The organism is Streptomyces sp. 7R007 (assembly GCF_054850255.1).
On sequence record NZ_JBTWMV010000002.1, the window covers coordinates 243,851 to 265,788 of the forward strand.

The window sequence follows — 21,938 nt, forward strand, 5'->3', positions numbered from 1 at the left end:
CACCCCATTGACCGACCGGGATCATGCATCTAGCCTCCGTCCTCATATGTAGACGCGGTCTTCGTATGAGAACAAGAGATCAGTTCAAGAGAGAACAGTTCAAAGGAGAACTGCCGCATGCCGCTCCTTGTGGTAGCAGTCAGCGTTCTGGTCCTGCTCGTGCTGATGACGAAGCTGAGACTGAACGGCTTCGCCGCCCTGCTCCTGGTCGCCGTGGGCGTCGCCCTGGTCCGGGGCCTGCCGCTGGAGGACATCCCGGACGTCCTGTCCGAGGGCATCGGAGACCAGATCGGTGACACCATGCTCACCATCGGGCTCGGCGCCATGGTCGGCCGGGTGATGGGGGATTCGGGTGCCGCCCAGCGCATCGCCGGACGACTGCTCGACCTGTGCGGACCGCGCTGGGTGCAGCTCGCCATGGTGCTGTCCGCGATGCTCATCGGCGTCACCATGTTCTACGAGGTCGCCTTCGTCATCATCGTCCCGGTCGCCTTCACCCTCGTCCGCGTCACCCGCTCCAACCTGCTCTGGGTGGGGCTGCCGATGTCCATCGCGCTGTCCACCATGCACAGCTTCCTGCCACCGCACCCCGGCCCCACCGCGGTGGCCGCCACCTTCCACGCCTCCGTCGGACTGACCCTGTTCTACGGCCTGTTCATCGCCGTCCCGGTCGGCGCGCTGGTCGCCCTGGTCTGGCCGCGGCTGCCCTTCGTGCGGACGATGAACCCCGCGATCCCCAAGGGCCTGGTCAGCGAGCGCGTCTTCGACGACGAGGAGATGCCGGGCATGGGCTGGTCGCTGTCGGTGGCCCTGCTGCCCGTGGTGCTGATCGCCGGAGCCGCGGTGACCGACCTCGCCGACTCCGGGGACGGGCCGCTGCTGCACTTCGTCGCCTTCATCGGCTCCGCGCCCATCGCCCTGCTGCTCACCCTGCTGGTCGCCGTCTGGGCGTTCGGACCGCGGACCGGGCGCAGCCTGGCGGAGGTCGGCACCTCCTGCCGGGAGGCCGCCCAGGCGATGGCGATGATCCTGCTGGTGATCGGCGCGGGCGGCGCCTTCAAGAACGTCCTCGTCGAGGGCGGGATCTCCGACTACATCAAGGACTCCACCGACCACTGGTCCATATCGCCGATCATCCTGGCCTGGCTGATCGCCGTCATCCTGCGCGTGGCCCTCGGCTCCGCCACCGTCGCCGTCGTCACCGCCTCCGGCGTGGCGCTGCCGCTGCTCGCGGGCAGCGGTGTCCACCCCGAGGTCATGGTGCTCGCCGTCTCCTGCGGATCCATCGCCTTCTCACACGTCAACGACCCGGGCTTCTGGATGTTCAAGGAGTACTTCAACCTCTCGGTCATCGACGCGATCAAGGCGCGTACGACGTACACAACGGTGCTCGCCGTCCTCGGCCTGGGCGGTGTACTCGTCCTGGAACAGGTGCTGGACGCCCTGAAGGTCTGAGGCACGCGCACGGCACACACCCGGCACGCGCAGAGCACGCACAGTCCCCGTCGCCCACTCACGAGAGCGGTCCGCCCGTCATGAGCCAGCCCGTCGTCACCAAGTTCTCCGTCTACCCGGTCGCCGGCCGGGACTCCATGCTCCTCAACCTCTCCGGCGCGCACGCCCCCTACTTCACCCGCAACGTCCTCGTCCTCGAAGACTCCGAAGGGCGCACGGGATTGGGCGAGGTGCCCGGCGGCGAACCCATCACGCGCACCCTGCGCGAGGCCGAACACCTCGTGGTGGGCGCCCGGCTCGGCGACCACAACCGCGTCCTGCGCGCGATGCACGACACCTTCGCGGACCGCGACGCGGGCGGCCGCGGCGCCCAGACCTTCGACCTGCGCACCACCGTGCACGCCGTCACGGCCGTCGAGTCGGCCCTGCTGGACCTGCTCGGCCAGCACCTCGGCGTCCCGGTCGCCGCCCTGCTCGGCGACGGCCAGCAGCGCGACACCGTACGGATGCTGGGCTACCTCTTCTACGTCGGCGACCCGGACCGCACGGACCTGGACTACGTCCGCGAACCCGACGCGGACGTCGAGTGGTACCGCATCCGGCACGAGGAGGCGCTGACCCCGCAGGCCATCGTCCGCCAGGCGGAGGCCACGTACGACCGCTACGGCTTCCGCGACTTCAAGCTCAAGGGCGGTGTCCTGCCCGGCAGCGAGGAGGTGAAGGCCGTCACCGCGCTCAAGGAGCGCTTCCCCGACGCCCGCGTCACCCTCGACCCCAACGGCGCCTGGTCCCTGCGCGAGGCCGTCGGACTGTGCCGTCCGCTCCTCGGCACGCTCGCCTACGCCGAGGACCCCTGCGGTGCCGAGGACGGCTACTCGGGCCGGGAGATCCTCGCCGAGTTCCGCCGGGCCACCGGACTGCCCACCGCCACCAACATGATCGCCACGGACTGGCGGCAGCTCACCCACGCCCTCGCCCTGCAGTCGGTGTCCATCCCGCTCGCCGACCCGCACTTCTGGACCCTGCGGGGATCGGTCCGGGTCGCGCAACTGTGCCAGGCGACCGGGCTGACCTGGGGCTGCCACTCCAACAACCACTTCGACATCTCCCTGGCGATGATGACCCACTGCGGGGCCGCCGCCCCGGGCGAGTACAACGCCCTCGACACGCACTGGATCTGGCAGGAGGGGCTGGAGCGGCTCACCGTGGAGCCCCCGCGCATCGTCGGCGGCGAGGTCGCCGTCCCCGACGCGCCCGGGCTCGGTGTCCGCCTGGACGCCGAACGGCTGCGGGCGGCGCACGAGCTGTACCGGACGCTGGGCTCGGCGAGCCGTGACGACGCCGTCGGGATGCGCTATCTGGTCGAGGACTGGACGTTCGACGCGAAGCGCCCGTGCCTGGTGCGCTGAGTCCGCGCGGGCGCCTAACCTCCGGTAAACCTGCACACCGTTCACCGGCAGGCCGCCCGGAACCTGAACGACCGTCACGACCGCGCCGGCCCGAGCCGCACGGCGACGGCCCGCGACAGCGGTGGGTGCAGCGGAGCGACAGGGCGTGTGAAGGAGTCCGCATACTCGGTCACCGCGCCGTCACGCCCGTGAAGCCCGGCGCCACAGCACTCCTGCGCCGGGCTCGCGACGGCTGGAAGTTCGCAGGTGGGCGTGGTTTGATCTGCGAACTCAGCCGTTCACCAGTGCACATTCGAAGGGAATCGCACGCCATGAACCTCGCCCCCCAGGTCGCCACGACCGAGATCTCCGACGCCGACCTGGACCACGTCTCCGGCGGCCTCGCGGCCGGCGGTTCCGGCGGCCTGTTCCTCAACACGCCGCTCGGCGACGTCTGCGCCGGCCTGGAGGCCGTCGTGTCGCCCGAGGGCCTGGAGGCCGGCCTGAGCCTCCACGGCACCGCCGCCTGACGCCGCGCAACGCGCACCTCGGGGCCCCGGATCGGCTGATCCGGGGCCCCGGACCGTGAACGAGCCGGTCAGCTCCCGGAGTCGAACCACGCCATCGGATCGGTGTACTGGCCGTCGAGGATGACCTCGAAGTGCAGATGGGGCCCGGTGGACAGGCCGGTGGAGCCCACCAGCCCGACCGGGGCGCCGGCCGTCACGGTCTGGCCCGCCGTGACCTGGAGGGCCGAGAGGTGGCTGTAGGTCGTCTCCAGCCGCTTGCCGTCGAGGGTGCCGTGGTCGATGACGACCCGGTTGCCGTACGCCGTCGTCATCCCCGCGAACTCGACCCGGCCCGCCCGCGCGGCGGAGACCTGGGCCCCGGCGGGCGCGCCGAAGTCCACACCGGTGTGCAGCTTGGTCACCCCGGTCAGCGGGTGCTTGCGCGATCCGAAGGGCGAGGTGACCGTCATGGTGGCGACCGGCGGCGACAGCCAGGCGGCGGTGCTCCGGCCGTCGTTCTGCTCGGGGTTCCGCTGCACGAGGGCGTCGTACTGCGGCAGCCGCGCCTTGACCTCGCGGACGAACGCCCGGGCGCTGCCGGGCACTTGACCCGCCTTCGCCACCGCGTCCGGGCCGGCCGTGTACGCGGCGAGCGTGAGGTCGGCGAGGTCGCCGTTGACGGTGCCCTTGGTCCGCAGGCCGGTCACCTTCTTCGCGAGCGAGCAGTCCCGGCGGCCCAGGGCCATGATCGCGTCCACCGCGTCGTGCGGCGAGGAACGGCCGTTGGCGTCGTCGTCGCGGCCCCAGATCCGCCACTGCGCGTCCGTGAAACGCGCGATGCCGTGCTGCGAGAGGCTGGCGGAGTCGTCGTGCCACCCCGAGAGCCGATCGATCTGGGCGGCGAGCAGGGCGGGTGTGACGGCCGTGCAGGCGGCGGTGGCCTTGCGCAGCCAGGGAACGTAGGAGCCGTCGACGTTGCCGACGGACTGCGCGGCCGGGTCCGGGTCCTGGGACAGGACGGGGGAGAGGCCGCCGGTGAGCGCGAGGAACGTCGACACGCCGGTGAGGGCGAGCAGACCGGGCGCCACGATCAGCGCGAACGGGCCCGGTCGGCGCGGCTTCTTCGGAGTGTGAGGAGAAGGCAGAGAAGGGAGAGGAGAGGGAGGAGCGGGACCGACGGCTTGCGGTGCGTGGTCGCCCGCACTTCCCGCCGTACCGTCCTTCTCCTCGCTCACGCTCGGGACGGTAACGGCTCCCCGACCGGACGTCACCGGCCTGCGGGGCAGACTGGCCTGCCCGAAGAGGCAGCGGTGACGTCCGGCGGGGCGTTCAGGCCGTCACGGGGCCACGGCACGCCCCGTCTGCGGCGAGATCCTGCCGGCGCACAGGCCGCGGGCGGCCAGCCCCTGCGCGATGCGCGGGACGGCGGCCAGGGTGTTGGCGGCCCAGTCGTGCATGAGGATGATCTGGCCGTTGGTCAGGCGCCCGGCGGCCGCCACGATGGCGTCCGTACTGGCGCCGTTCCAGTCCTGCGAGTCGACGTCCCAGATGATCTCGGTCAGGCCGTACTTGGCCTCGACCGCCTTGACCGTGGAGTTGGTCTCGCCGTACGGCGGCCGGAACAGCTGCGGCGTGCCGCCGCCCGCGGCGGCGATGGCCTGCTGGGTCCGGGAGATCTCCGAGTCGACCTGGGACTGGGCGAGTTGGGTCAGATGCGGGTGCGTGTAGCTGTGGTTGCCGACCCACATGCCGGCCGCGACCTCGGCCCGCACCTGGGCGGGGTAGGCGGCGGCGTACTGGCCCTCGTTGAACATGGTGGCCCGCAGCCCGTTCTGCTTCAGCGCGTTCAGCAGGGCGGACGTGTTGCCGGACGGGCCGTCGTCGTAGGTGAGTCCGACGTAGCCGTAGCAGGTCGCGGCCTGCGCGGGGGCGGTGCCCAGGGTGAGCGTGCCGGCAGCGGCGAGGGCGACGGCCGCGGCGGCCGCCAGCGGGCGTAAGGGGAGGCGGCCCGCGCTGCTCATGACGCCACCGTGATGTTGGAGCTGCCGCTGCTCTGGTAGCCCTCGGTGGCGAGGATCATGTAGTAGGCGAAGCTGCCCAGGGGCATCCCCGCGCGTGCCCAGGCGTCGAAGTGGTTGCCGGTGGTGATGCTGCCGCCGGTCCGCTTCGACTGGCGCACGCTCCAGTACTGGTTGAAGGTCTTGGTGCCCTCGACGGACGGGGCGTTGTACCGCGTCGTCTGGTAGATGTCGTACGTGCCGCCGTCGGTGGTGACCGTGCCCTTGTACGTTCCCGTGGGCCGGTAGTTGCCCCAGTTGTCGACGATGTAGTACTCGACGAGCGGGTTCGACGTCCATCCGTACAGCGACAGGTAGCCGTTGCCGGAGGGGTTGAAGCTGCCCGAGTAGTTCACGGTCCTGCGCGAGCCGTTGCTCCAGCCCTTGCCGCAGACGAAGTTCCCGGTGTTGCTCCAGGTGGTGCTGTAGTTGCCGCCGGAGCCCAGGGTCATGGAGACCGTGCCCTGGGAGTCCGTCCAGAACGAGTAGTAGAAGCCGTTGTTGGTGCCGGTCTGGTTCGTGGTGATGACCGTGGCCGCCCGTGCGGTGCCGGGCAGCGCCAGCGTCGCCGTGGCGCCCAGCAGCAGGGCGCAGGCGCCCCTGCGGCTCATGGGGTGTGCGGGTACGGCGTTCATGTGGGGGTTTCCTCCTCGACGTCCGAGGCCGGGTTTTGGTCGAACAGTGTTGGCCTGTCCCCGTCAAGCGTCAATAGTTTCGGCAATAAAGGCGAAACATTCGCGGTACCCGAAACCGTTCGTGGCAAAATATGTGCTGCTCAAACGTCAAGGGCGAACGTAGGGTTCACATATTCCGGCGACAGGCGTCATGCGGCTAGATCAAAGCCGACCGGCTGCCCTTCGAATGTTTCGAAGATTTTCCGGTGATCGGTGGCGGTACGGAGCTGAGGGCCGCCGTGTCCGACCTGGCGAGGCGGCTCCGGCCGTCGCCGCGGGGGTGGCACTGTGGGTGCACAGACCCTGATCCGAGGAGGCTGACACGATGGCCGTGGTCGTCTGGATCGTCGAGGGCACCTGGCCCGCCTGCGTGGACGCCGCCCGCGACCACGCGCCGGCCGACGCCGACATCGTGCTGCTGCACGTCACCCCGGCCGACGTGCCGGGTGTGGCGCACGGCGCCTTCGCCGGGCTGCTCGGCCGCGGCCACCCCGAGAGGGACCCCGGAACCCGGGTGGAGCGCCTCGCCGCCGTCTCCGCCGAACAGCTCCTGCGGGCCGCCGCCGACCGGCTGGGCCGGCCCTGCACCCGTACCGAGCGCACCGGACGCGTCGAACGCGAGGTCGTGGCGGCGGCCGAGGAAGCCGACCTGCTCGTGCTGGCCCGCGACGGCGACCGCACCCATCTGGGGCCGCGCAGTCTCGGCCCGACCAGCCGCTTCGTCGTGGACCACGCGCCGTGCCCGGTCCTCCTCGTCTGGCCCGAACCGGCCCCCGGCCTCACCACCATCCCGCCCCCGCCCCCGCACGGGTGACGGCCCATTGCCCCCGGTGCCGGCGCGGTGGCCGGAGCGGGAACGTCATGCCGGTCGTCCCTGCCGGGTCGCCGGTGCGCGGGAACCGGTGCAGGGCCTTGGCCTCGGTCGGCAGCAGGCCGGCGCGCACGGCGAGGAGGGCGGCGATGGGCGGCTCGTGGGCGCGGGCGTCCCGTCCGCGCAGTTCGTTGGACGCCGCGAAGGCGGGGGCGAGGTCGTGCCCGCCGTCGAGGCTGACCTTGGCGAAGGCGACCAGGGCGCGCGCCGGCCGTTCCCGATGGGCGTCGGGTTCGGCCTCGGACAGCTCGCCCAGGCGGCGCACCGCCTCCGTCACGGCGGCCGGGGCCTCCTCGTGCCGCCCCGCAGCGGCGAGGGCGGAGCCCAACGCGGCGAGGAACTCGGCGAGTCCGAGCCCGTGGACGTCCGGCGCGGCCCCGGCCAGACGGCGCCGGATCGCCAGAGCCTGCTCGGCACGGGTTAGGGACTCCTGGGGCCGGCCGCAGTGGCCGAGACGGGTGCTCAGGTTGGCCAGGGAGCGGGCGAGCGCGGACTCGTAGGCGGCCGGGTTGGCCTTGGCGAACTGCTCCAAGACCTCCATGGCCTCCTCTTCGACCCGCAGGCCCTCTTCCCAGCGCCACAGATCCCGCAGCCGCTGCCCGAGGTTGGACAGCGAACGGGCCGGCCCGGGAGACCAGGCCCGCTCGGCCGGCGTCAGCGCGGCGGCGACCTGCTGCGACAGCGCCCGCAACTCCGCACTCGCTTCCGGGTGTTGACGGACGAACTCCTCAAGGTGTGACTGTCACACGGCCGTCAGCGCCTGCCGTACGACGCCGGTGCGCGCCGGCTGCCAGGCACTGGTGGCCATGGCGGCCACCACCGTCGTCGCGAGCGCGGCCTCCGAACCGGGCCTGCCGTATCCCTCTCGCCTGGTGCCGTGGTCGCCGCCCCCGCCTCCACCAGGACCACGCGGGCCGCGCCGGCGACAAGACCTGAAGCTGTCTGGTTTCGCTGGTCGTCGGGGGCTGTGGGTGGGGTGAAAGCGGGGTGAGGGCGGGGTGAAAGCGGGTGGGCGCAGGCTCTGTGTCACAAGGAAACGGCGGCCCAAGACCTAAGGGGTTCTCAAGATGGCGATCGCGCTCAGTGTTCAGGACAAGGCGACGCTGCGGACGGCTGCGTGGGGTGCGGTGTCGTTGATGGCGGCGGCGGGTGCGGCGGGTTCGGCGCATCGGGTGGCCACCCACGGCAGCGTCGCGCTGACGTCGGCGACGGGTGCGGTGGGGCGTCTGCTGGCGGAGCGGGGGCGGGTGACGGGGCTGGGGGGCAGGTCGGTGGCGGAGCTGGCGGAACGGGTGCTGCCGGCGTTGACCGAGACGATGGGTGTGCTGCGGGGGGTGGATCCGGTGGAGGCGGACAACTTCCGCGGGACGGTGCTGGTGGCGGTGGAGGCGGCGGCGCGGGGGGACCGGCGTGAGCCGGGTCCGGCGCTGGTGGAGATGGGCCGGAAGATCACTCAAGCCCTCGACGCCGCCTGAGCCGAGCAGCGTGGTGCCGGCTCACAGCAGCCCGTTGCGCCGGCACCAGCTCTCGGCGTCCTCGCCCCCGGCTTCCAGGATCCGCCGCCACCGCTCGTCGGCGGTGACGGCCTCCAGGACCGTCGGGTGGATGTCGAAGACCTTGACCAGCCCGGTGATGCGGAAGAGCCGGATGATCCGCTCGGAGCCGATGGCGAGCCGGAGCGAACCCTCCTGTGTGCGCACGCGGTTGAGGGCGCTCACCAGGGCTCCGAGCCCCGTCGAGTCCAGGAACTCCACCTCGCGCAGGTCCGCCACGACGTGCACGACGCCCCTGTCGACGAGCCCGGTCACTTCCTCACGCAGTTTCGGGGCGGTGTAGACGTCGATCTCACCGCCCACGCGCACGACGGCGCCGCCGCCTTCCGCGACGGTGGACTCAAGCTGGAAGTGCCGCACTTCTGCCTCCGATGCTCCGGACCGACCGAGCCCGCGTGTCATCGCGCGAGTTGACAGTGAAACGCCTGCAATGACAGTAGGAGCAGCCTCGCATGCTGTCAATGCCGGGCGTTATGTGTCATGCTGGGGAATGACATGTGAGGGGTGAGCCGGTGAGGGTCGAGGAAGCCGTCGGGCAGCAGATCGCGCGCCTTCGGGAGGCCAGGCGGATGTCACTGGCCGAGCTGGGCGAAGCGCTGGGCAGGTATCTGGACAAGCCGTGGAGCCGGCAGGCCGTGCATCAGGCCGAACGCGGCCGACGCGCCTTCACGGCCACGGAGTTGACCGCCATCGCCCTGGCCCTGGACACGTCGATCCCGGCCCTGTTCGTCGCCGACACGGGCGAGGAGCCGATCGAGATGCCGGGCAGGCCGGTGTCGCCCGAGGAGTACCGGGCGGTGCTGCTGCACGCCGACAAGGACACGCCGCTGGACGGCGTCGAGGAACTGATCTCCGCCCTGCACGACATCGAAGAGGTGCTCTCCCGGCCCGCGCTGGTCCGTCTGGCCAAGATCGGACGGGTGGCGGAGCAGGTCGCGGCCGTCCAGGCGACGCACCGGCTCTGAGGACGCCGGAGGCCGGACCGCAACACCGCGCGGTACGGCGCCGGGGCACGCCGCGGCGGTCGTCGGCGCAGGCGACCTCCCTGGGTGGCGTGCCGCGTTCTCGGGGCGCAGGCCCAGTCCAGCACAGGCCGCACCCCGAGCAGCTGCGCTGCGTCCACCGCACCTCCTCCCGCGTCCCGTCGCCTCGCATGTCACAGCTCACCGGGCTGTCTCGTCCCAGGTCTCGTAGAGGGACTGCGGAAGCGGAAGGTGATGGTCATGCGGGTGTTCGTGGCGGGCGGCAGCGGGGTCCTGGGGCGGCGGCTGGTGCCGCAGCTGGTGGCGCGCGGCCATGAGGTGACGGCCACCACCACCAGCGCGGCGAAGCTCGGTCTGCTGCAGCGGCTGGGCGCGGACGGCGTCGTGATGGACGGTCTGGACGCGGCGCAGGTCGGGGAGGCGGTGGCCGCGGCCCGGCCGGACGTGATCGTGCACCAGATGACGGCCATCTCCCCGGCGCACGCCGGCAAACCCGACCTGAAACACCCGGACCGCTGGTTCGCGCTGACCAACCGGCTGCGCACGGAGGGCACGGACCACCTGCTGGCCGCCGCCGACGCGACCGGCGTCCCGCATGTCGTCGCCCAGGGGTACGCCAGCTGGAACGGCGTGCGCCGGGGCGGCTGGGTGAAGACCGAGGAGGACCCGCTCGACCCGATGGCGGGGACCGCCGCGCAGGCCGGGACGGAGGCGATGCGCCACGTCGAGGAGGCCGTCCTCAAGGCGGGCGGCGCGGTGCTGCGCTACGGCGCGTTCTACGGACCCGGTGCCATGGACGACCAGGTCACGCTGGTACGCAAGCGGCAGTACCCGCTCGTCGGGGCGGCCACCGGCTACAGCTCCTGGATCCACCTCGACGACGCGGCGAGCGCCACCGTCCTGGCCGTGGAGCAGCGGGCGAGGGGCGTGTTCAACATCGTCGACGACGAACCGGCCCCCGCGAACGCGTGGCTGCCGTACCTGGCCGAGTGCGCGGGGGCGAAACCGCCGATGCGGGTGCCGAAGTGGCTGGCCCGGCTGCTCGCCGGGGAGCAGGCGGTGATCATGATGACCGAGGGCCGCGGCTTCTCCAACGCCAAGGCGAAGCGGGAACTGGGCTGGCAGCCGCGGTACCCCTCGTGGCGTCAGGGGTTCAGGGAGGAGCTGGCGTGAAGGGGACCGAACCGTCCGCCCAGGCGGCCGGGACCGACGAGCCGGCGGCGCGCACGGCCGAGTTCGAGGAGCTGCGGCCACTGCTCTTCGCGATCGCCTACCGCATCCTCGGCAGCGTCAGCGAGGCCGAGGACGCGGTGCAGGAGACCTGGCTGCGCTGGCAGACCGCCGCGACGCGTCCCACGTCGACCAAGGCCTACCTGTCGGCCGTGGTGACGCGGATCTCGATCGACGTCCTGCGCTCGGCCCGGGTGCGGCGCGAGGAGTACGTCGGGCCGTGGTTCCCGGAGCCGCTGCTCACCGATCCCTACCAGGACCCCGAGCGCTCGGCCGAGCTCGCCGACTCGCTGTCGATGGCGGCGTTGCTGCTGCTGGAGCGGCTGACGCCGCTGGAGCGCGCGGTCTTCGTGCTGCGGGAGGTGTTCGGGTTCGGCTTCCCGCAGATCGCCTCGGCCGTGGACCGCTCCGAGGCGGCCTGCCGCCAGCTCGCCGTGCGGGCCCGCCGGCACATGGACGCGGGCCGGCCCCGGTTCGAGGCCGACCGCAGGGAACGCGAGGAACTCGCCGGACGCTTCTTCGACGCCTTCCGGGAGGGCGACGTCGACGCACTGCGCGAACTGCTCGCCGCCGACGTCCAGATGATCGGCGACGGCGGCGGCAAGGCCCCGCAGCTGGCGGGCCCGATCATCGGCTCCCAGCAGGCGACGCGGGCGCTCGCCCAGCTCCAGCCCGGCTTCGTGCACGTCGGCGTCGTGGCACAGCCGCGCGAGGTGAACGGCCAGCCGGGCGCGGTCTTCCGCGACCGCGACGGCAGGATCGTCAGCATCATGACCCTCGACATCCTCGACGGCCGCATCCAGACGATCCGCTCGGTGCTCAACCCCGACAAGCTCGGGCACGTGGGCCCGGTGGCCGACGCGTGGGCGCTGCGCCGCGAGGCGGAGGAGGCCGAAAGCCACCGTACGGACGACTGACCGCCGCCGTCACGCGGCCAGGACCCGGCGCGGCCGGCCCGGCGCGTGGCGGCGGGCCCTGCGCAGGAACGGCGCCTCCACGACGTAGTACGACAGCAGCGCGAGCAGCACGGTCAGCACCACCGCGGCACTCAGCCGCCCCTCCTTGACGCCGAGGGAGCCCAGCAGCCGCAGGACGGGGTAGTGCCACAGGTACATCCCGTAGCTCAGCTTGCGGCCCGTCCAGGCCAGCGGTGTCAGCGCCAGCAGCCGCGACAGCCATCCCTCGGGCCGCAGTTCGAGCCCCGCGACGAGGGTGGCCGACACCGCCGCCACCAGCAGGAACCCGGCGGTGTACCAGACGGGGGTCAGAACCCCGGCGTCCCCGGTCACCGGCACCCGCCAGGCCACCAGCGCCAGCAGCCCCAAGGCCGGCGCCGCGAGCCGCCCGGCCCAGGTGCGCAGCAGCGCCAGCCGGGGATCGTCCGTGCGCAGCCGGGCCAGCGCCACGGCGACCAGGGCGCCCGCCAGCAGCTCGTCGGCGCGGGTGTCGGTGCCGTTGTAGATGCGGTGCGCCGCGTCCGGGTTCCACAGCACGCAGCGCCACAGGAAGGGCAGCAGGCACAGCGCGGCCGTGCACAGCAGGACGGCGCGGGCGCGCAGGCAGCGCAGCAGGAGCAGCAGCAGGAGCGGCCACAGCAGGTAGAACTGCTCCTCCACGCCCAGCGACCAGGTGTGCGCGAGCGGGCCGGTGACATCGGAGTACGGTCCGGGCTCCATGGCCCGTACGACGTTGGTCAGGAACGTCGCCGCCACGGCCACGGCCTGCCAGGCGCCGTCGAAACCCCGCAGCGAGGTGGCCGCCGCCAGCACCGCGCACACCGCGCACAGCGCCAGCAGCGCGGGGACGAGGCGCAGCCAGCGCCGGCGGTAGAAGGAGGCGAGAGCGATGCCGCCGCTGCGCGCGTACTCGGCGAGCAGCAGGCGGGTGATGACGAAGCCGGAGATGGTGAAGAAGACGTCCACGGCCACCGAACCGCCCGGCAGCAGGTCCGACCGCGCGTGGTAGACGAGCACCAGCACGATCGCCACTGTCCGCAGTCCGTCCAGCCCGTCCACCCGCCCGCTGCGCAGGACCGCCGACGGAAACCCCCGGCCGGCACCCGGTGCCGCCGGGGCACCGGGTCTCCGGGCGTCGGCCGCCCTGTCCACTGCTGCCAGCTCGATGTCCGCCGCGGCCGTCGTGTCCGGAGCCTTCACCATGAACGAGTTCGCTTCCCGCCTGCCGACTGGTTCGAAGTAACCCCGTGCGCCTGTCCGCAAAACTCGATCACATGCCTGTCCATCGGAAGCCGGACGTGTGAGACGGGCCTCAGAACGGACGGGAAGCGCGCGTCCTGGCGGCCGTGCTGAGCGGCGGCTGCCGGCGCGCAGGGGCGTCATGCCGGCCTCGACCCGGCGCCGCGCAGCCGTCGGGGGGCCGGTGACCCGGACCGTCGTGGCCGGGCAGGCGCACCGGCACGCGCGATCGTGCGGGCCGTGTGATCAGCCCACCGCGGCCGGCCCGAGGAACTGCGCGAGCAGCCTGTTCCCGGACCACGGCGGCCTTTTCCTGGGCACGTGTCGTGACGTCGGTCTTGGCGGCGAGCGCTGCACTGGCGTCGCTGGGGGAGTCGGGGCGGCGGCCGGACCGCGTGCGGCCGGGTGATCCAGGAGCGCCCGTGGCCGTCGTCGGCGTCTGCCCGTCCATCGCGTGGTCCGCGCCCGGTGTTCCCCTGCGTGGGGGACGGGCCGGAGTCCGGCCGGGTCAGGTGGTGGCGGGTTCGCTCCGTACCTCGTCGTCGACGGGCACGGGTGCCGCCGGCGTGGTGCTCCGGGCGCGCACGGTCGTGACGACGCCGAGCACGGCCATGGCGAGGCAGCCGAGCAGGATGACGGTGGACGACGCCTTGAGCATCGACAGGCCCGAGCCCGTCAGCAGCACCACCAGGGCCCAGCGCACCGCGGAACCGGTGATGCGGGCGGAGACGAGCGCGCCCAGCACGACGCCGGGTATCGCGCCGATCAGCAGGGTCGCGGCGAGGCCCAGGTCGGCGTCCCCGACCAGCAGGTGCCCCAGGGCGGCGGCGGCCACCATCGGGATCGCCTGCACGAGGTCGGTGCCGACGAGGTGGTTGGCCTTGAGCCGGGGGTGGACCAGCATCAGCATCACGATGATCAGGGAGCCGGAGCCGACCGACGTCATCCCGACGATGACACCGCCGACGAGCCCGATCAGCAGGGTCGCCACGGGCCGCACGGGCACCTGCGCGTCCTCGGTGGCGGTGGCCGCGCGGCGGCGGTCGAGCCAGATGCGGGTGAGCATGCCGACGACGGCGAGCAGCAGCGCGGCGCCGACGACGTACTTGACGCGCTGCTGCAGGGTGTCCCCGTCGCCGAGGGCCCGCAGCAGGAAGACCCCGCCGAACGCGGCCGGGACGGCGGTCGGCAGCAGCCACCGCACGATGTCCCAGCGCACGGTTCCGGCCCGCTGGTGCACGAGCGCGCCGAAGGGCTTCATGAACACCGACGCGGCCAGGTCGCTGCCGATGGCAGCCGTGGGGTTCACCCCGAACACCATGACCATGATCGGGGTCATGAGGGCGCCGCCGCCCATGCCGGTGAGTCCCACGGCGAAGCCCACGAGGGCCCCCGCGACGATGATCGGGGCGGAGAAGTCCATGCGCCACACCATACGAAGCTTTCCTATGGGAAAGATATGGAAGGCGCCGGTTTCTCGCGTGCTGAGATGCCGGGCAGGGGCCGGGTGGACAGGGCCGCCGCGCTACGCTGCCGTGCCATGCCGGCAACGCGCCTCGACACGACCCGGATCCGGGCGGCCCGCACGGTCGTCGACCCGCTGTTCCTCGACACCCCGCTCTACCGCTGCGAGGCCCTGGAACCCGGCCTCGGGTGCGAGGTCAGCATCAAGCTCGAAACGGCCAACCCGGTCCGCAGTTTCAAGGCCCGCGGCACCGAGGTGTTCACGGGCCGGCTCGCCGAGCAAGGCCGGCGGGCCGTCGTGTGCGCAAGCTCGGGCAACCTCGGCCAGGCCCTCGCCTGGTCGGGCCGCCGCCGGGGCCTCGACGTCACCGTTGTCGCCTCCCGTTTCGCGACCGCGGCCAAGCTCGACCGCGTCCGCGCACTGGGCGCCCGCCTGGAACTGGTGGACGGCGACCACGAGGCGGCGCGCGAGCGGGCCGCGGCCCTGGCGCGGCACGACGGCGTCCGGCTGCTGGAGGACAGCCTGGACATCGAGAGCTGCGAGGGCGCGGCGACCATCGGCCTGGAACTGGCCGAGGCGGAGCCGTCCTTCGACGCCGTTCTGCTGGCGCTCGGCGGCGGGGCGCTGGTCACCGGCGTGGGCCATGTGCTGAAGGAACTGGCGCCCACGGTCGAGGTGGTCTGCGTGCAGCCGCTGGCCGCGCCGGCGATGACGCGCTCCTTCCGCGAGCGGCGCGTCGTGACCACCGACTCGGCCGACACCATCGCCGACGGCGTCGCCGGGCGGCGCCCCATCCCGGCCGTCCTGGACGACCTCCTCCTGGTCGCCGACGACGCCGTCCTGGTCCGGGAGACGTCGATCATCGCTGGCATGCGGATGCTGCACGACCACGCCGGCCTCGTCGTCGAACCCTCCGCCGCGCTCGGCATCGCGGCGGTCCTGGAGAACCGGGACCGCTTCGCCGGCCGGCACGTGGTCACGGTCGTGTGCGGCAGCAACGTCGACGCGGACGCGTACCGGCGCTGGATCGACACGGCTCCCCGCCTCTGACGCCCGTTCCGGTCCCGGCGCCGTCAGGCAGTCGTCCGTACGGAAATCGTTTTATGTGCGATGACGGTATACTTGCCTCGCCCGTGAGGGCCACTGACGTGGCCCGATGCACTGCTGTCATGGCGAGGGGGTGGACGCCATCTCGGCTCGCCCTGCTCGTATCCAGGACGTCGCCGCCGCCGCAGGCGTCTCGGTGTCCACGGTGTCCAACGTCCTGAACCGGCCCGAACGCGTCAACGCCCGGACCGCCGCACGGGTCCGCGACGCGGTCGCCGCGCTCGACTACGTCCCGCACCCCGGCGCCGCCGGTCTGCGCACCGGGCACTCGTCGTCGATCGGGCTGGTCCTGCCGGACGTCGCCAACTCCTTCTACGCCCGCATCGCCCGGGGCGCCGCCGACGCCGCCTACGACCACGGCTACGCGCTCGTGCTCTGCCACAGCGGGGACGCGTCCGAGCGGGAGCAGGGTTACTTCACCATGCTCGTCGAGCAGCGGGCCGTCGGCGTCGTCGTCGTGCCGCTGAGCGCCGACCCGGGCCGGCTGAGCCGGCTGCGCGACCGGGGCATCCCGCTGGTCCTGGCGGACCGCGCGATGCCCGACCGGGACGGCTGCTCCGCCTCCGTCGACGACATCGCCGGCGGCCGGATCGCCGTGCAGCACCTGCTGGACGGCGGGGCGCGGGACATCCTCGTCGTCAACGGCGAGCGCGGCATCCGCCAGTGCGCCGACCGGTACCAGGGCGCGCGGCAGGCCGTGCGCAGCAGGCGCGAGGCACGCCTGGACCAGGTCGTGGCCGAGGAGATGACCGTCGCCTACGGCACGAAGATCGCCGAGCAGCTCGAAGAACTGCCCGACGGTGTCTTCTGCACCAACGACTTCCTCGCCGCCGGCCTGTGCCGGGGCCTGACCGACCGGGGCGTGCGCATCCCGGAGGACGTGCAGGTCGTCGGCTACGGCGACCTCGACATCGCGAGCTTCGGCGCCACCACCCTGACCACCGTCCGCCAGCCCGTCGAGGACCTCGGCCGGGCGGCGGTGGAGATGCTGCTCGACGAGATCGAGGCCCGCGCCGAACACACCCATGAAACGCGGGTGTTCGCGCCCGACCTCGTCGTACGGGACTCCACGCGCCCGGCGACGGGCGGCTAGAGCTCGGCCTGACGCAGCGTCACCGGCCCGAACAGCCCCGACGCCAACTGGTCCGGGAAGGCCCAGACGGTCGGCGTGGCCGCCGCGAGATACGGCGCCAGCGTGTTGTACACGGTCACCTCGACGCGGACGGTGCGCCCGGCGGCCCCGGGCAGCGTGAAGCGGTACGGCGCGCAGAACGCCTCGCCCACGACCTCGCCGTCCAGCGCCACCTCGACGCTGCCCCGCACCCGCCCCAGATCCAGCACCGGGTCCGCCCCGGGCGGCACCGTCAGCTCCCGCGAGTACGCCACGCCCCCGCTCCAACTCCCCAGCCCCAGCGCGCTCCAGTCGCCGAGCGGCAGCGGCGCCGGTACGGTACGCACCCGCGCCGGTCCCCGCCACACGGAGCCGCCTCGTGGCACGGCCGTCGGCGCGGTGACCACCTCGATAGGCGTGGGCTTTGCCAACGGGCGCTCCAGCGTGAGGAGTTGCCCGTCCAGAGCGAGTTCCGCGCCGTCGCCGACCCGGACCCGCGCGCCGAGTTCCAGGGGCAGCTCGACCGACACGGTGCCGGCGGGCAGGGTGAAGCGGAAGTGCTGCGGTGCCGGGCGGACGTCGTCCGTGCACCGCACGGGCAGGACCGGGGCGCCGAGCGCCGGCGGGCCGCCCAGCCAGTCGGCGTGGGGCAGCGGGTGCGGTCGTACGGCGGCATGGCAGTGCTGCAACTCGCCCCGCCGGACGGTGTCCTCGACGGTGTACCCCCGCCAGCCGCCGGTCTCGGCCGTCCAGCCCGCGCCGCTGACCCAGGCCGCCGACCGCGCCGCCAGGTCCACGAACACCGCCTCCCGGGTGGCGCCGTCCGTCACCACGTCGAGCACGAACTCCCCCTCCGGCAGCGTCACCTCGTGACGGAAGAACATGGGCACGGCACCCCAGTCGGCCTCGTAGTACTCGACCTTCTCCTGCCGCGCCACCACCACACCGTCGAGCAGCACGGTGACCGCCGTCGCCGCCCCCACGACGAGCACCGCGTCCGAGGCGCCGCCGGGCGGGCGCAGCCGCGCGCGGTAGGTCACCGGCCCGTCCGGCCGCACCCCGTCCGGCAGCCGCATGAAGCGCGGCCGGGGCGGGAAGGCGTCCGGCCCGGTGAGGCAGAAGCAACTCCCGAGCGGCGTACCGTCCTTGCCCGAGATCGTCAGCGGGCGCCCGTCGGCGTCCGACAGCTCGTACTCCAGCACGTTGCGGGAGCGCTCCACCGTGACCCGGGCGGATGCGAGGTAGCCCGCGGTGCCCGCGTGCAGGGGCTCGCCGTTCCACCACACCCGCTTGACCGCCTCCGCGCCCACGTGCAGCTCGGCCGGCCCCCGGTGACCGGTCTCCACGATCGTCCGCACACGGGCGGCACCGCCGGGCCCCGGCACCGGGACGCGGACGAACTCCTCGTTCACCAGGCCCTTGGTGCCCAGCAGCCCGCTCTGCTCCCGGCTCCCGCGACTCGACGAGTACACGGCGGCGTCCCAGCCGGGCGCGAGGGGCTGCTCACCGGACAGCACCCGCTCGACGGCGGCCGGGTCGAGCGGCCGGGGCGGCCGGGTGGCGGACGGCAGGACACGGACCCGGTCGCCGTACGTGGCACGCACCTCCCGCCACGCGCTCCCGTCCTCGCTCCACCGCATGTCCCAGATCTGCGGTTCGGCCACGGACGACCCGGCGGGCAGCGCGAGATCGCCCCACCGGTTGTCCAGGGTGGGAACCAGCCGGCCCTGCCAGCCGGCGGAGACGTCGACGGTCCCGGACGGCTCGGGCCGGTCAAGTGCCGTGCGACGCGCGGGAGTCCCCTCCCGCCACACGACGAGAGCGGCGGGAGCGCCGTCCAGCCGTGCCTCGATGACCGAGACGCCGTCGGCGCGGACGGTCACCGGCGCGGGAGCGCGGCTGCCGGTCGCCGGGTTCCAGACCTCGGCCTGCGCCACGGGCGCGCGGACCGTCAGCAAGCGGGTGCGGGCGTAGCGCCCGGGGTCGATCGTGTGACGGCTCCGGGGCGGGTGCGCACGGGCGTCGGGGAACGCCCCCGGCACCAGGGCGACCCCCTCGTTGCCCAACCGGCGCACCAGCAGGGGCACGTCGGCCGTGACGTGCCCGGCCGTGTCCGCCACCGCCGCCGCCCCGGCCTCCGCGTCCCGCACCCGCTCCAGGCGCGGATGGGCCACGAGCGCCGCCACCACCGAGTCGTCCCCGGCCAGCCCGGCCGCCGACGCCGGAGGGCTGCCCACGACCACCACCCGCCCGCCCGCGTCCAGCAGTTCGGTCAGCCGCCGCGCGGTCTCCTCCTCCAGGACGCTCACCGAGGGCAGCAGCAGCGCGCCGTAGGCGAGGTCCCTGATGCGCAGGGCGCCGTCGGCCGCCTTGGCGCGCTGGACCGAGTCGTCGTCGATGACGTCGAAGGCGATCCGGTGGGCGTCGAGGCGGCCCACGCGGGGGTGGAGCCAGTTGTTCGTACCGCACAGCTCCAGGTAGTGGCGCTGCGTCCGGTCCGCTTCCGCATGCCCCTCGCCGAGGCGGTCGTCGCCGAAATGGCGCACGGGCGCGTCCAGCGGGACCAGGGACTGCATCGTGCTGGTCGGGTACAGCACCGCCACGCCCGCGTCGTAGGTGCCCCAGGACATGATCGAGCAGATCCGGGCCACGGCCCGCGAGAACGCCGGGTACTGCGCCCAGTAGGGCTGGCGCCAGTCGGTGGAGGGCGGGGCCCACTCGAACCAGCCGCCCGCGGTGCCGAAGTAACTGGCGTGCGGGTTGTAGAGGTTGGCGCCGCTGCGCAGGAACGGCAGCAGCCAGTCGTAGGTGTCCTCCAGGGTGCCGCCCCAGCCGGAGGAGTGGAACGCCTCCATCCAGACCCGCTCGTGGCCGTAGAGGTGGGCCATGGAGGAGTGGACCTTGGCGTCGCCGTGGTGGTCGCTGCCGGCGGCGTCGAACCAGCGGTGGGTGCGGAAGTAGTCGGTGTAGAGCTGTGTGCACTGGGCCGGGTAGCCCGCGCGGGCGGGGTTGCTCTGGTCGCAGCCCAGCAGCATGCCGCGGTCGCGGTGCCAGTCGGCGAGCGGCCGGAACAGTGCCTCCTCGGTGAGTTCGGCGCGGACGGCGTAGTAGTCGGCGCGGATCTTCGCGGCCCGGGCGGAGGCGGCCGTGCCGAAGAGGGCCGGCAGGTGGTCGAGCAGGTCGTAGCCGCGCCGGGCGCGGAACTCGGCTGCGAATCGGCGGCTGAAGGTGTTCGTGGCGGGGAGTTCGTCCTGGAAGCTGCCCGCGACGACGTTGCCCAGGTACTCGGGCACGCGGCGGTCGAACTCGTGGTGCACGGCGTCCATCAGCGCGGCGACGGCGTGCGGGTCCAGGTAGTCCAGCGCCGTGGGGACGGCGGTGACCAGGTGGGCCGCCGACGCCGGATCGGACACGCGGCGCCCGTCGGCGTCGTACGCGCCCACCAGCGTCTCGCCGTCCGGTACGCGGCCCGTGCGGAGGCGCAGGGCCAGGCCCGTGGCCTCGGGACGGCGGCGGGTGACGGCTCCCTGTACGTTGGCGCCGGAGAACCCGATCTGGTCGTAGAACCACAGCCGCGTGCCGAGCCCGGCGGCGATCTCGCAGGCGTCGGTGAAGCGCGCCCACCACTCCTCGCCGAACCACGCCGGCTCGTCCGCCCGGGCGTCCCAACTCGGGCCACTGGGCGCCAGGTTGATGACCACGAGGTTGTGCACGCCGCCGGCCGCGAAGGCACGCAGCTGCCACGCCAGGCGTTCCCGGGTGACTTCGGCACCCGACCACCACCACAGGGGAGCGGGACCGAAGTCCCGGGGCGGGTCGGCGAAGAGCTGTCGGAGCGCGGGGGAGATCACGAAGGCGCATCCTTCCCCTAAAACGTTTTTCGGCCGTCCTCACCGTAGGAGAGCTGGACGGTTCACGCCATAGTCCCGACGCGCCCGCGTCACGCGGCGGATGTCTGCGCGGCACCTTGTTGGAACGTTTTTCGCCCCCTACATTCTTCGTGACCCGGCCCCCACCGCGATGTCACGAGACGACGGAGTCGCACCATGGCCGAACAACCCATCCCCAAGCACCTGTGGAAGGCCGCGGCCCTGTCGGGCATGGCCTCCTATCTCGACGCCGGACTGATCGTCAGCATTTCGGTGAACCTGGCCATCTACCGGCACAGTTACCACATGGGCGTGTGGATGGCCGGCGCGATCAGCGCGATCGTCACCATCTGCATCGCCGTCGGCTCGCTGTTCGGCGGGCGCCTCGCCGACCTCTTCGGCCGCCGCCGGGTCTACAACTGGGACATCTTCTGCTTCGCGCTGGGCGCCACCGTCATCACCCTCGCGCCGAACGACATCGTCCTGCTGGCCGGCGTCCTGGTGGCCGGCCTCGCCGCGGGCGCCGACCTGCCGACCTCCCTGGCGGTGGTCTCGGACGCCGCCCCCGCCGCCGCCCGCGGCCGGCTCATCGCCTTCACGCAGGTCATGTGGACCCTGGGCATCATGGTCGCCGTCTTCCTCGGCTTCGTCCTGTCGACCACCGGCATGACCGGGGCCCGGCTGATCACCGGCCAGCTGGCCGTGGCGGCACTCGTCACCTGGCAGCTGCGCTCCCGGCTGAAGGTGACGGAACATCAGGAGCCGCCGCAGACCGAGGAGCCGGCTCAGGCGGACGTCCCGCGCGGGGTCGCCCTGCGCAACGTGTGGACGCGGGCCGCGCTGCTGCCCATGGCGGCGACCTTCCTCTACTACGTCACCTGGGGACTCGGCGCCAACACCTTCGGCCAGTTCGGCACCTACCTGCTGGTCACCGTCAGCGACGCCTCCCAGAGCCTGGCCACCGGGATCAACCTGGCCGTCATCCCCCTCAACCTGCTGCTGGTCATGGCCTACGTCCGCGTCGCCGACACCCCCTGGCGCGACCGGCTCTTCCACGTGGCCGCCGTGATCCAGATCCTCTCCTTCGCCATCGCCTCCCTCACCGCCGGCGCCCTCGCCGGCATGCTGGTCTTCTTCGTCCTCTACCAGTTCTCCAACCCCTTCGCGGGAGAGGCGAGTTACAAGGTCTGGTCGCAGTTCACCCTGCCTCCCGACACCCGCGGCACCACCCAGGGCCTCACCTACGCCCTCTCCCGCGGGGTCTTCGCCGTCGCCGCCTTCTTCACCCCCGCCCTGCTCGACCGGAGTCCGGCCGTCCTGCTGTGGACGATCACCGCGTGCATGGCGGTGGCGGCACTCGTCGGCCTCTTCATCATCCACGTCCTGGTCCGGCGCTCCGCCCGCACCGCCCACGCCCGCACCGACCTGCGCACCGCCAGCGCCTGAGCCGAAGCCCACCCCGAAGGAGCGC

18 protein-coding genes and 1 pseudogene are annotated in these 21,938 nt (G+C 72.7%); 11 read left to right on the forward strand and 8 right to left on the reverse strand.

The genetic code is table 11. The annotated features are described in order from the left end of the window. Positions 1-78: 78 nt before the first annotated feature. The 3 genes from ACYF6T_RS04415 (at position 79) to ACYF6T_RS04425 (ending at position 3,373) form a co-directional block, all read left to right on the forward strand. A complete protein-coding gene (locus tag ACYF6T_RS04415; RefSeq protein ID WP_461693717.1) occupies positions 79-1,455 on the forward strand; it encodes a gluconate:H+ symporter in 1,377 nt (458 codons plus the stop codon). Between the two features lie 80 nt (positions 1,456-1,535). Then, positions 1,536-2,864, forward strand: a complete 1,329-nt coding sequence (locus ACYF6T_RS04420) for an enolase C-terminal domain-like protein (protein ID WP_461693545.1) — start codon at positions 1,536-1,538, stop codon at positions 2,862-2,864. A 311-nt stretch (positions 2,865-3,175) separates the two neighbouring features. Further along, positions 3,176-3,373 (forward strand): hypothetical protein, encoded by a 198-nt coding sequence (locus ACYF6T_RS04425; RefSeq protein ID WP_461693546.1) that lies wholly within the window; start codon positions 3,176-3,178, stop codon positions 3,371-3,373. Positions 3,374-3,441: 68 nt separating this feature from the next. On the opposite strand, the gene ACYF6T_RS04430 is transcribed toward ACYF6T_RS04425, so the two are convergent. The 3 genes from ACYF6T_RS04430 to ACYF6T_RS04440 all read right to left on the reverse strand — a co-directional run bounded on the left by ACYF6T_RS04430 (position 3,442) and on the right by ACYF6T_RS04440 (position 6,044). Next, a complete protein-coding gene (locus tag ACYF6T_RS04430) occupies positions 3,442-4,497 on the reverse strand; it encodes a M23 family metallopeptidase (RefSeq protein ID WP_461693719.1) in 1,056 nt (351 codons plus the stop codon). A gap of 192 nt (positions 4,498-4,689) precedes the next feature. Continuing rightward, entirely contained in the window at positions 4,690-5,373 is a 684-nt protein-coding gene (locus ACYF6T_RS04435; RefSeq protein WP_461693548.1) for a polysaccharide deacetylase family protein, read from the reverse strand. Continuing rightward, positions 5,370-6,044, reverse strand: coding sequence for a glycoside hydrolase family 11 protein (locus ACYF6T_RS04440; protein ID WP_461693550.1), 675 nt, complete (start codon positions 6,042-6,044; stop codon positions 5,370-5,372). The genes ACYF6T_RS04435 and ACYF6T_RS04440 overlap by 4 nt, the downstream gene beginning before the upstream one ends. Positions 6,045-6,408: 364 nt before the next feature. Here ACYF6T_RS04440 and ACYF6T_RS04445 point away from each other — a divergent pair, with 364 nt between their 5' ends. Next, a complete protein-coding gene (locus tag ACYF6T_RS04445) occupies positions 6,409-6,897 on the forward strand; it encodes a universal stress protein (RefSeq protein WP_461693551.1) in 489 nt (162 codons plus the stop codon). Here the strand turns inward: ACYF6T_RS04445 and ACYF6T_RS04450 are convergent. After that, a complete protein-coding gene (locus ACYF6T_RS04450; RefSeq protein WP_461693553.1) occupies positions 6,863-7,645 on the reverse strand; it encodes a tetratricopeptide repeat protein in 783 nt (260 codons plus the stop codon). The genes ACYF6T_RS04445 and ACYF6T_RS04450 overlap by 35 nt on opposite strands. A 376-nt stretch (positions 7,646-8,021) precedes the next feature. On the opposite strand from ACYF6T_RS04450, the gene ACYF6T_RS04455 reads away from it, so the two are divergent. Continuing rightward, complete coding sequence (locus ACYF6T_RS04455) at positions 8,022-8,429, forward strand: hypothetical protein (protein ID WP_461693554.1); 408 nt, start codon at positions 8,022-8,024, stop codon at positions 8,427-8,429. A gap of 93 nt (positions 8,430-8,522) precedes the next feature. Here the strand turns inward: ACYF6T_RS04455 and ACYF6T_RS04460 are convergent. After that, positions 8,523-8,867 (reverse strand): annotated as a pseudogene (locus ACYF6T_RS04460) (STAS domain-containing protein); the annotation flags it as partial. Between the two features lie 152 nt (positions 8,868-9,019). On the opposite strand from ACYF6T_RS04460, the gene ACYF6T_RS04465 reads away from it, so the two are divergent. The 3 genes from ACYF6T_RS04465 (at position 9,020) to ACYF6T_RS04475 (ending at position 11,637) form a co-directional block, all read left to right on the forward strand. Beyond that, a complete protein-coding gene (locus tag ACYF6T_RS04465; RefSeq protein ID WP_461693556.1) occupies positions 9,020-9,472 on the forward strand; it encodes a helix-turn-helix domain-containing protein in 453 nt (150 codons plus the stop codon). Positions 9,473-9,724: 252 nt separating this feature from the next. After that, entirely contained in the window at positions 9,725-10,663 is a 939-nt protein-coding gene (locus ACYF6T_RS04470) for an NAD-dependent epimerase/dehydratase family protein (protein ID WP_461693557.1), read from the forward strand. Next, a complete protein-coding gene (locus tag ACYF6T_RS04475) occupies positions 10,660-11,637 on the forward strand; it encodes an RNA polymerase sigma-70 factor (RefSeq protein ID WP_461693558.1) in 978 nt (325 codons plus the stop codon). Before ACYF6T_RS04470 ends, ACYF6T_RS04475 begins: the two co-directional genes overlap by 4 nt. 9 nt (positions 11,638-11,646) lie before the next feature. On the opposite strand, the gene ACYF6T_RS04480 is transcribed toward ACYF6T_RS04475, so the two are convergent. Continuing rightward, positions 11,647-12,879: an acyltransferase family protein gene (locus ACYF6T_RS04480; protein WP_461693560.1), complete on the reverse strand. Its 1,233-nt coding sequence runs from the start codon at positions 12,877-12,879 to the stop codon at positions 11,647-11,649. Positions 12,880-13,423: 544 nt separating this feature from the next. Continuing rightward, positions 13,424-14,338 (reverse strand): sulfite exporter TauE/SafE family protein, encoded by a 915-nt coding sequence (locus ACYF6T_RS04485; protein WP_461693562.1) that lies wholly within the window; start codon positions 14,336-14,338, stop codon positions 13,424-13,426. A gap of 117 nt (positions 14,339-14,455) precedes the next feature. Here ACYF6T_RS04485 and ACYF6T_RS04490 point away from each other — a divergent pair, with 117 nt between their 5' ends. Beyond that, the gene (locus ACYF6T_RS04490) at positions 14,456-15,430 is read left to right on the forward strand and encodes a threonine ammonia-lyase (protein ID WP_461693563.1); all 975 of its coding nucleotides are present in this window, start codon (positions 14,456-14,458) and stop codon (positions 15,428-15,430) included. Between the two features lie 130 nt (positions 15,431-15,560). Then, on the forward strand, positions 15,561-16,580 hold the full coding sequence (locus ACYF6T_RS04495; protein WP_461693565.1) for a LacI family DNA-binding transcriptional regulator: 1,020 nt from the start codon (positions 15,561-15,563) through the stop codon (positions 16,578-16,580). Here ACYF6T_RS04495 and ACYF6T_RS04500 read toward each other — a convergent pair. Beyond that, positions 16,577-20,449, reverse strand: a complete 3,873-nt coding sequence (locus ACYF6T_RS04500; protein WP_461693566.1) for a glycosyl hydrolase — start codon at positions 20,447-20,449, stop codon at positions 16,577-16,579. The genes ACYF6T_RS04495 and ACYF6T_RS04500 overlap by 4 nt on opposite strands. A 195-nt stretch (positions 20,450-20,644) precedes the next feature. Here ACYF6T_RS04500 and ACYF6T_RS04505 point away from each other — a divergent pair, with 195 nt between their 5' ends. Continuing rightward, positions 20,645-21,913, forward strand: coding sequence for an MFS transporter (locus ACYF6T_RS04505; RefSeq protein ID WP_461693567.1), 1,269 nt, complete (start codon positions 20,645-20,647; stop codon positions 21,911-21,913). Positions 21,914-21,938: the final 25 nt, after the last annotated feature.

What these genes read in the sequence shown, in the direction of transcription:
- ACYF6T_RS04485 (WP_461693562.1), bottom strand. Translation starts at nt 14,338, where the DNA reads ATGGACTTCTCCGCCCCGATCATCGTCGCGGGGGCCCTCGTGGGCTTC.
- ACYF6T_RS04505 (WP_461693567.1), top strand. Translation starts at nt 20,645, where the DNA reads ATGGCCGAACAACCCATCCCCAAGCACCTGTGGAAGGCCGCGGCCCTG.
- ACYF6T_RS04435 (WP_461693548.1), bottom strand. Translation starts at nt 5,373, where the DNA reads ATGAGCAGCGCGGGCCGCCTCCCCTTACGCCCGCTGGCGGCCGCCGCG.
- ACYF6T_RS04440 (WP_461693550.1), bottom strand. Translation starts at nt 6,044, where the DNA reads ATGAACGCCGTACCCGCACACCCCATGAGCCGCAGGGGCGCCTGCGCC.
- ACYF6T_RS04480 (WP_461693560.1), bottom strand. Translation starts at nt 12,879, where the DNA reads ATGGTGAAGGCTCCGGACACGACGGCCGCGGCGGACATCGAGCTGGCA.
- ACYF6T_RS04425 (WP_461693546.1), top strand. Translation starts at nt 3,176, where the DNA reads ATGAACCTCGCCCCCCAGGTCGCCACGACCGAGATCTCCGACGCCGAC.
- ACYF6T_RS04455 (WP_461693554.1), top strand. Translation starts at nt 8,022, where the DNA reads ATGGCGATCGCGCTCAGTGTTCAGGACAAGGCGACGCTGCGGACGGCT.
- ACYF6T_RS04490 (WP_461693563.1), top strand. Translation starts at nt 14,456, where the DNA reads ATGCCGGCAACGCGCCTCGACACGACCCGGATCCGGGCGGCCCGCACG.
- ACYF6T_RS04470 (WP_461693557.1), top strand. Translation starts at nt 9,725, where the DNA reads ATGGTCATGCGGGTGTTCGTGGCGGGCGGCAGCGGGGTCCTGGGGCGG.
- ACYF6T_RS04420 (WP_461693545.1), top strand. Translation starts at nt 1,536, where the DNA reads ATGAGCCAGCCCGTCGTCACCAAGTTCTCCGTCTACCCGGTCGCCGGC.
- ACYF6T_RS04445 (WP_461693551.1), top strand. Translation starts at nt 6,409, where the DNA reads ATGGCCGTGGTCGTCTGGATCGTCGAGGGCACCTGGCCCGCCTGCGTG.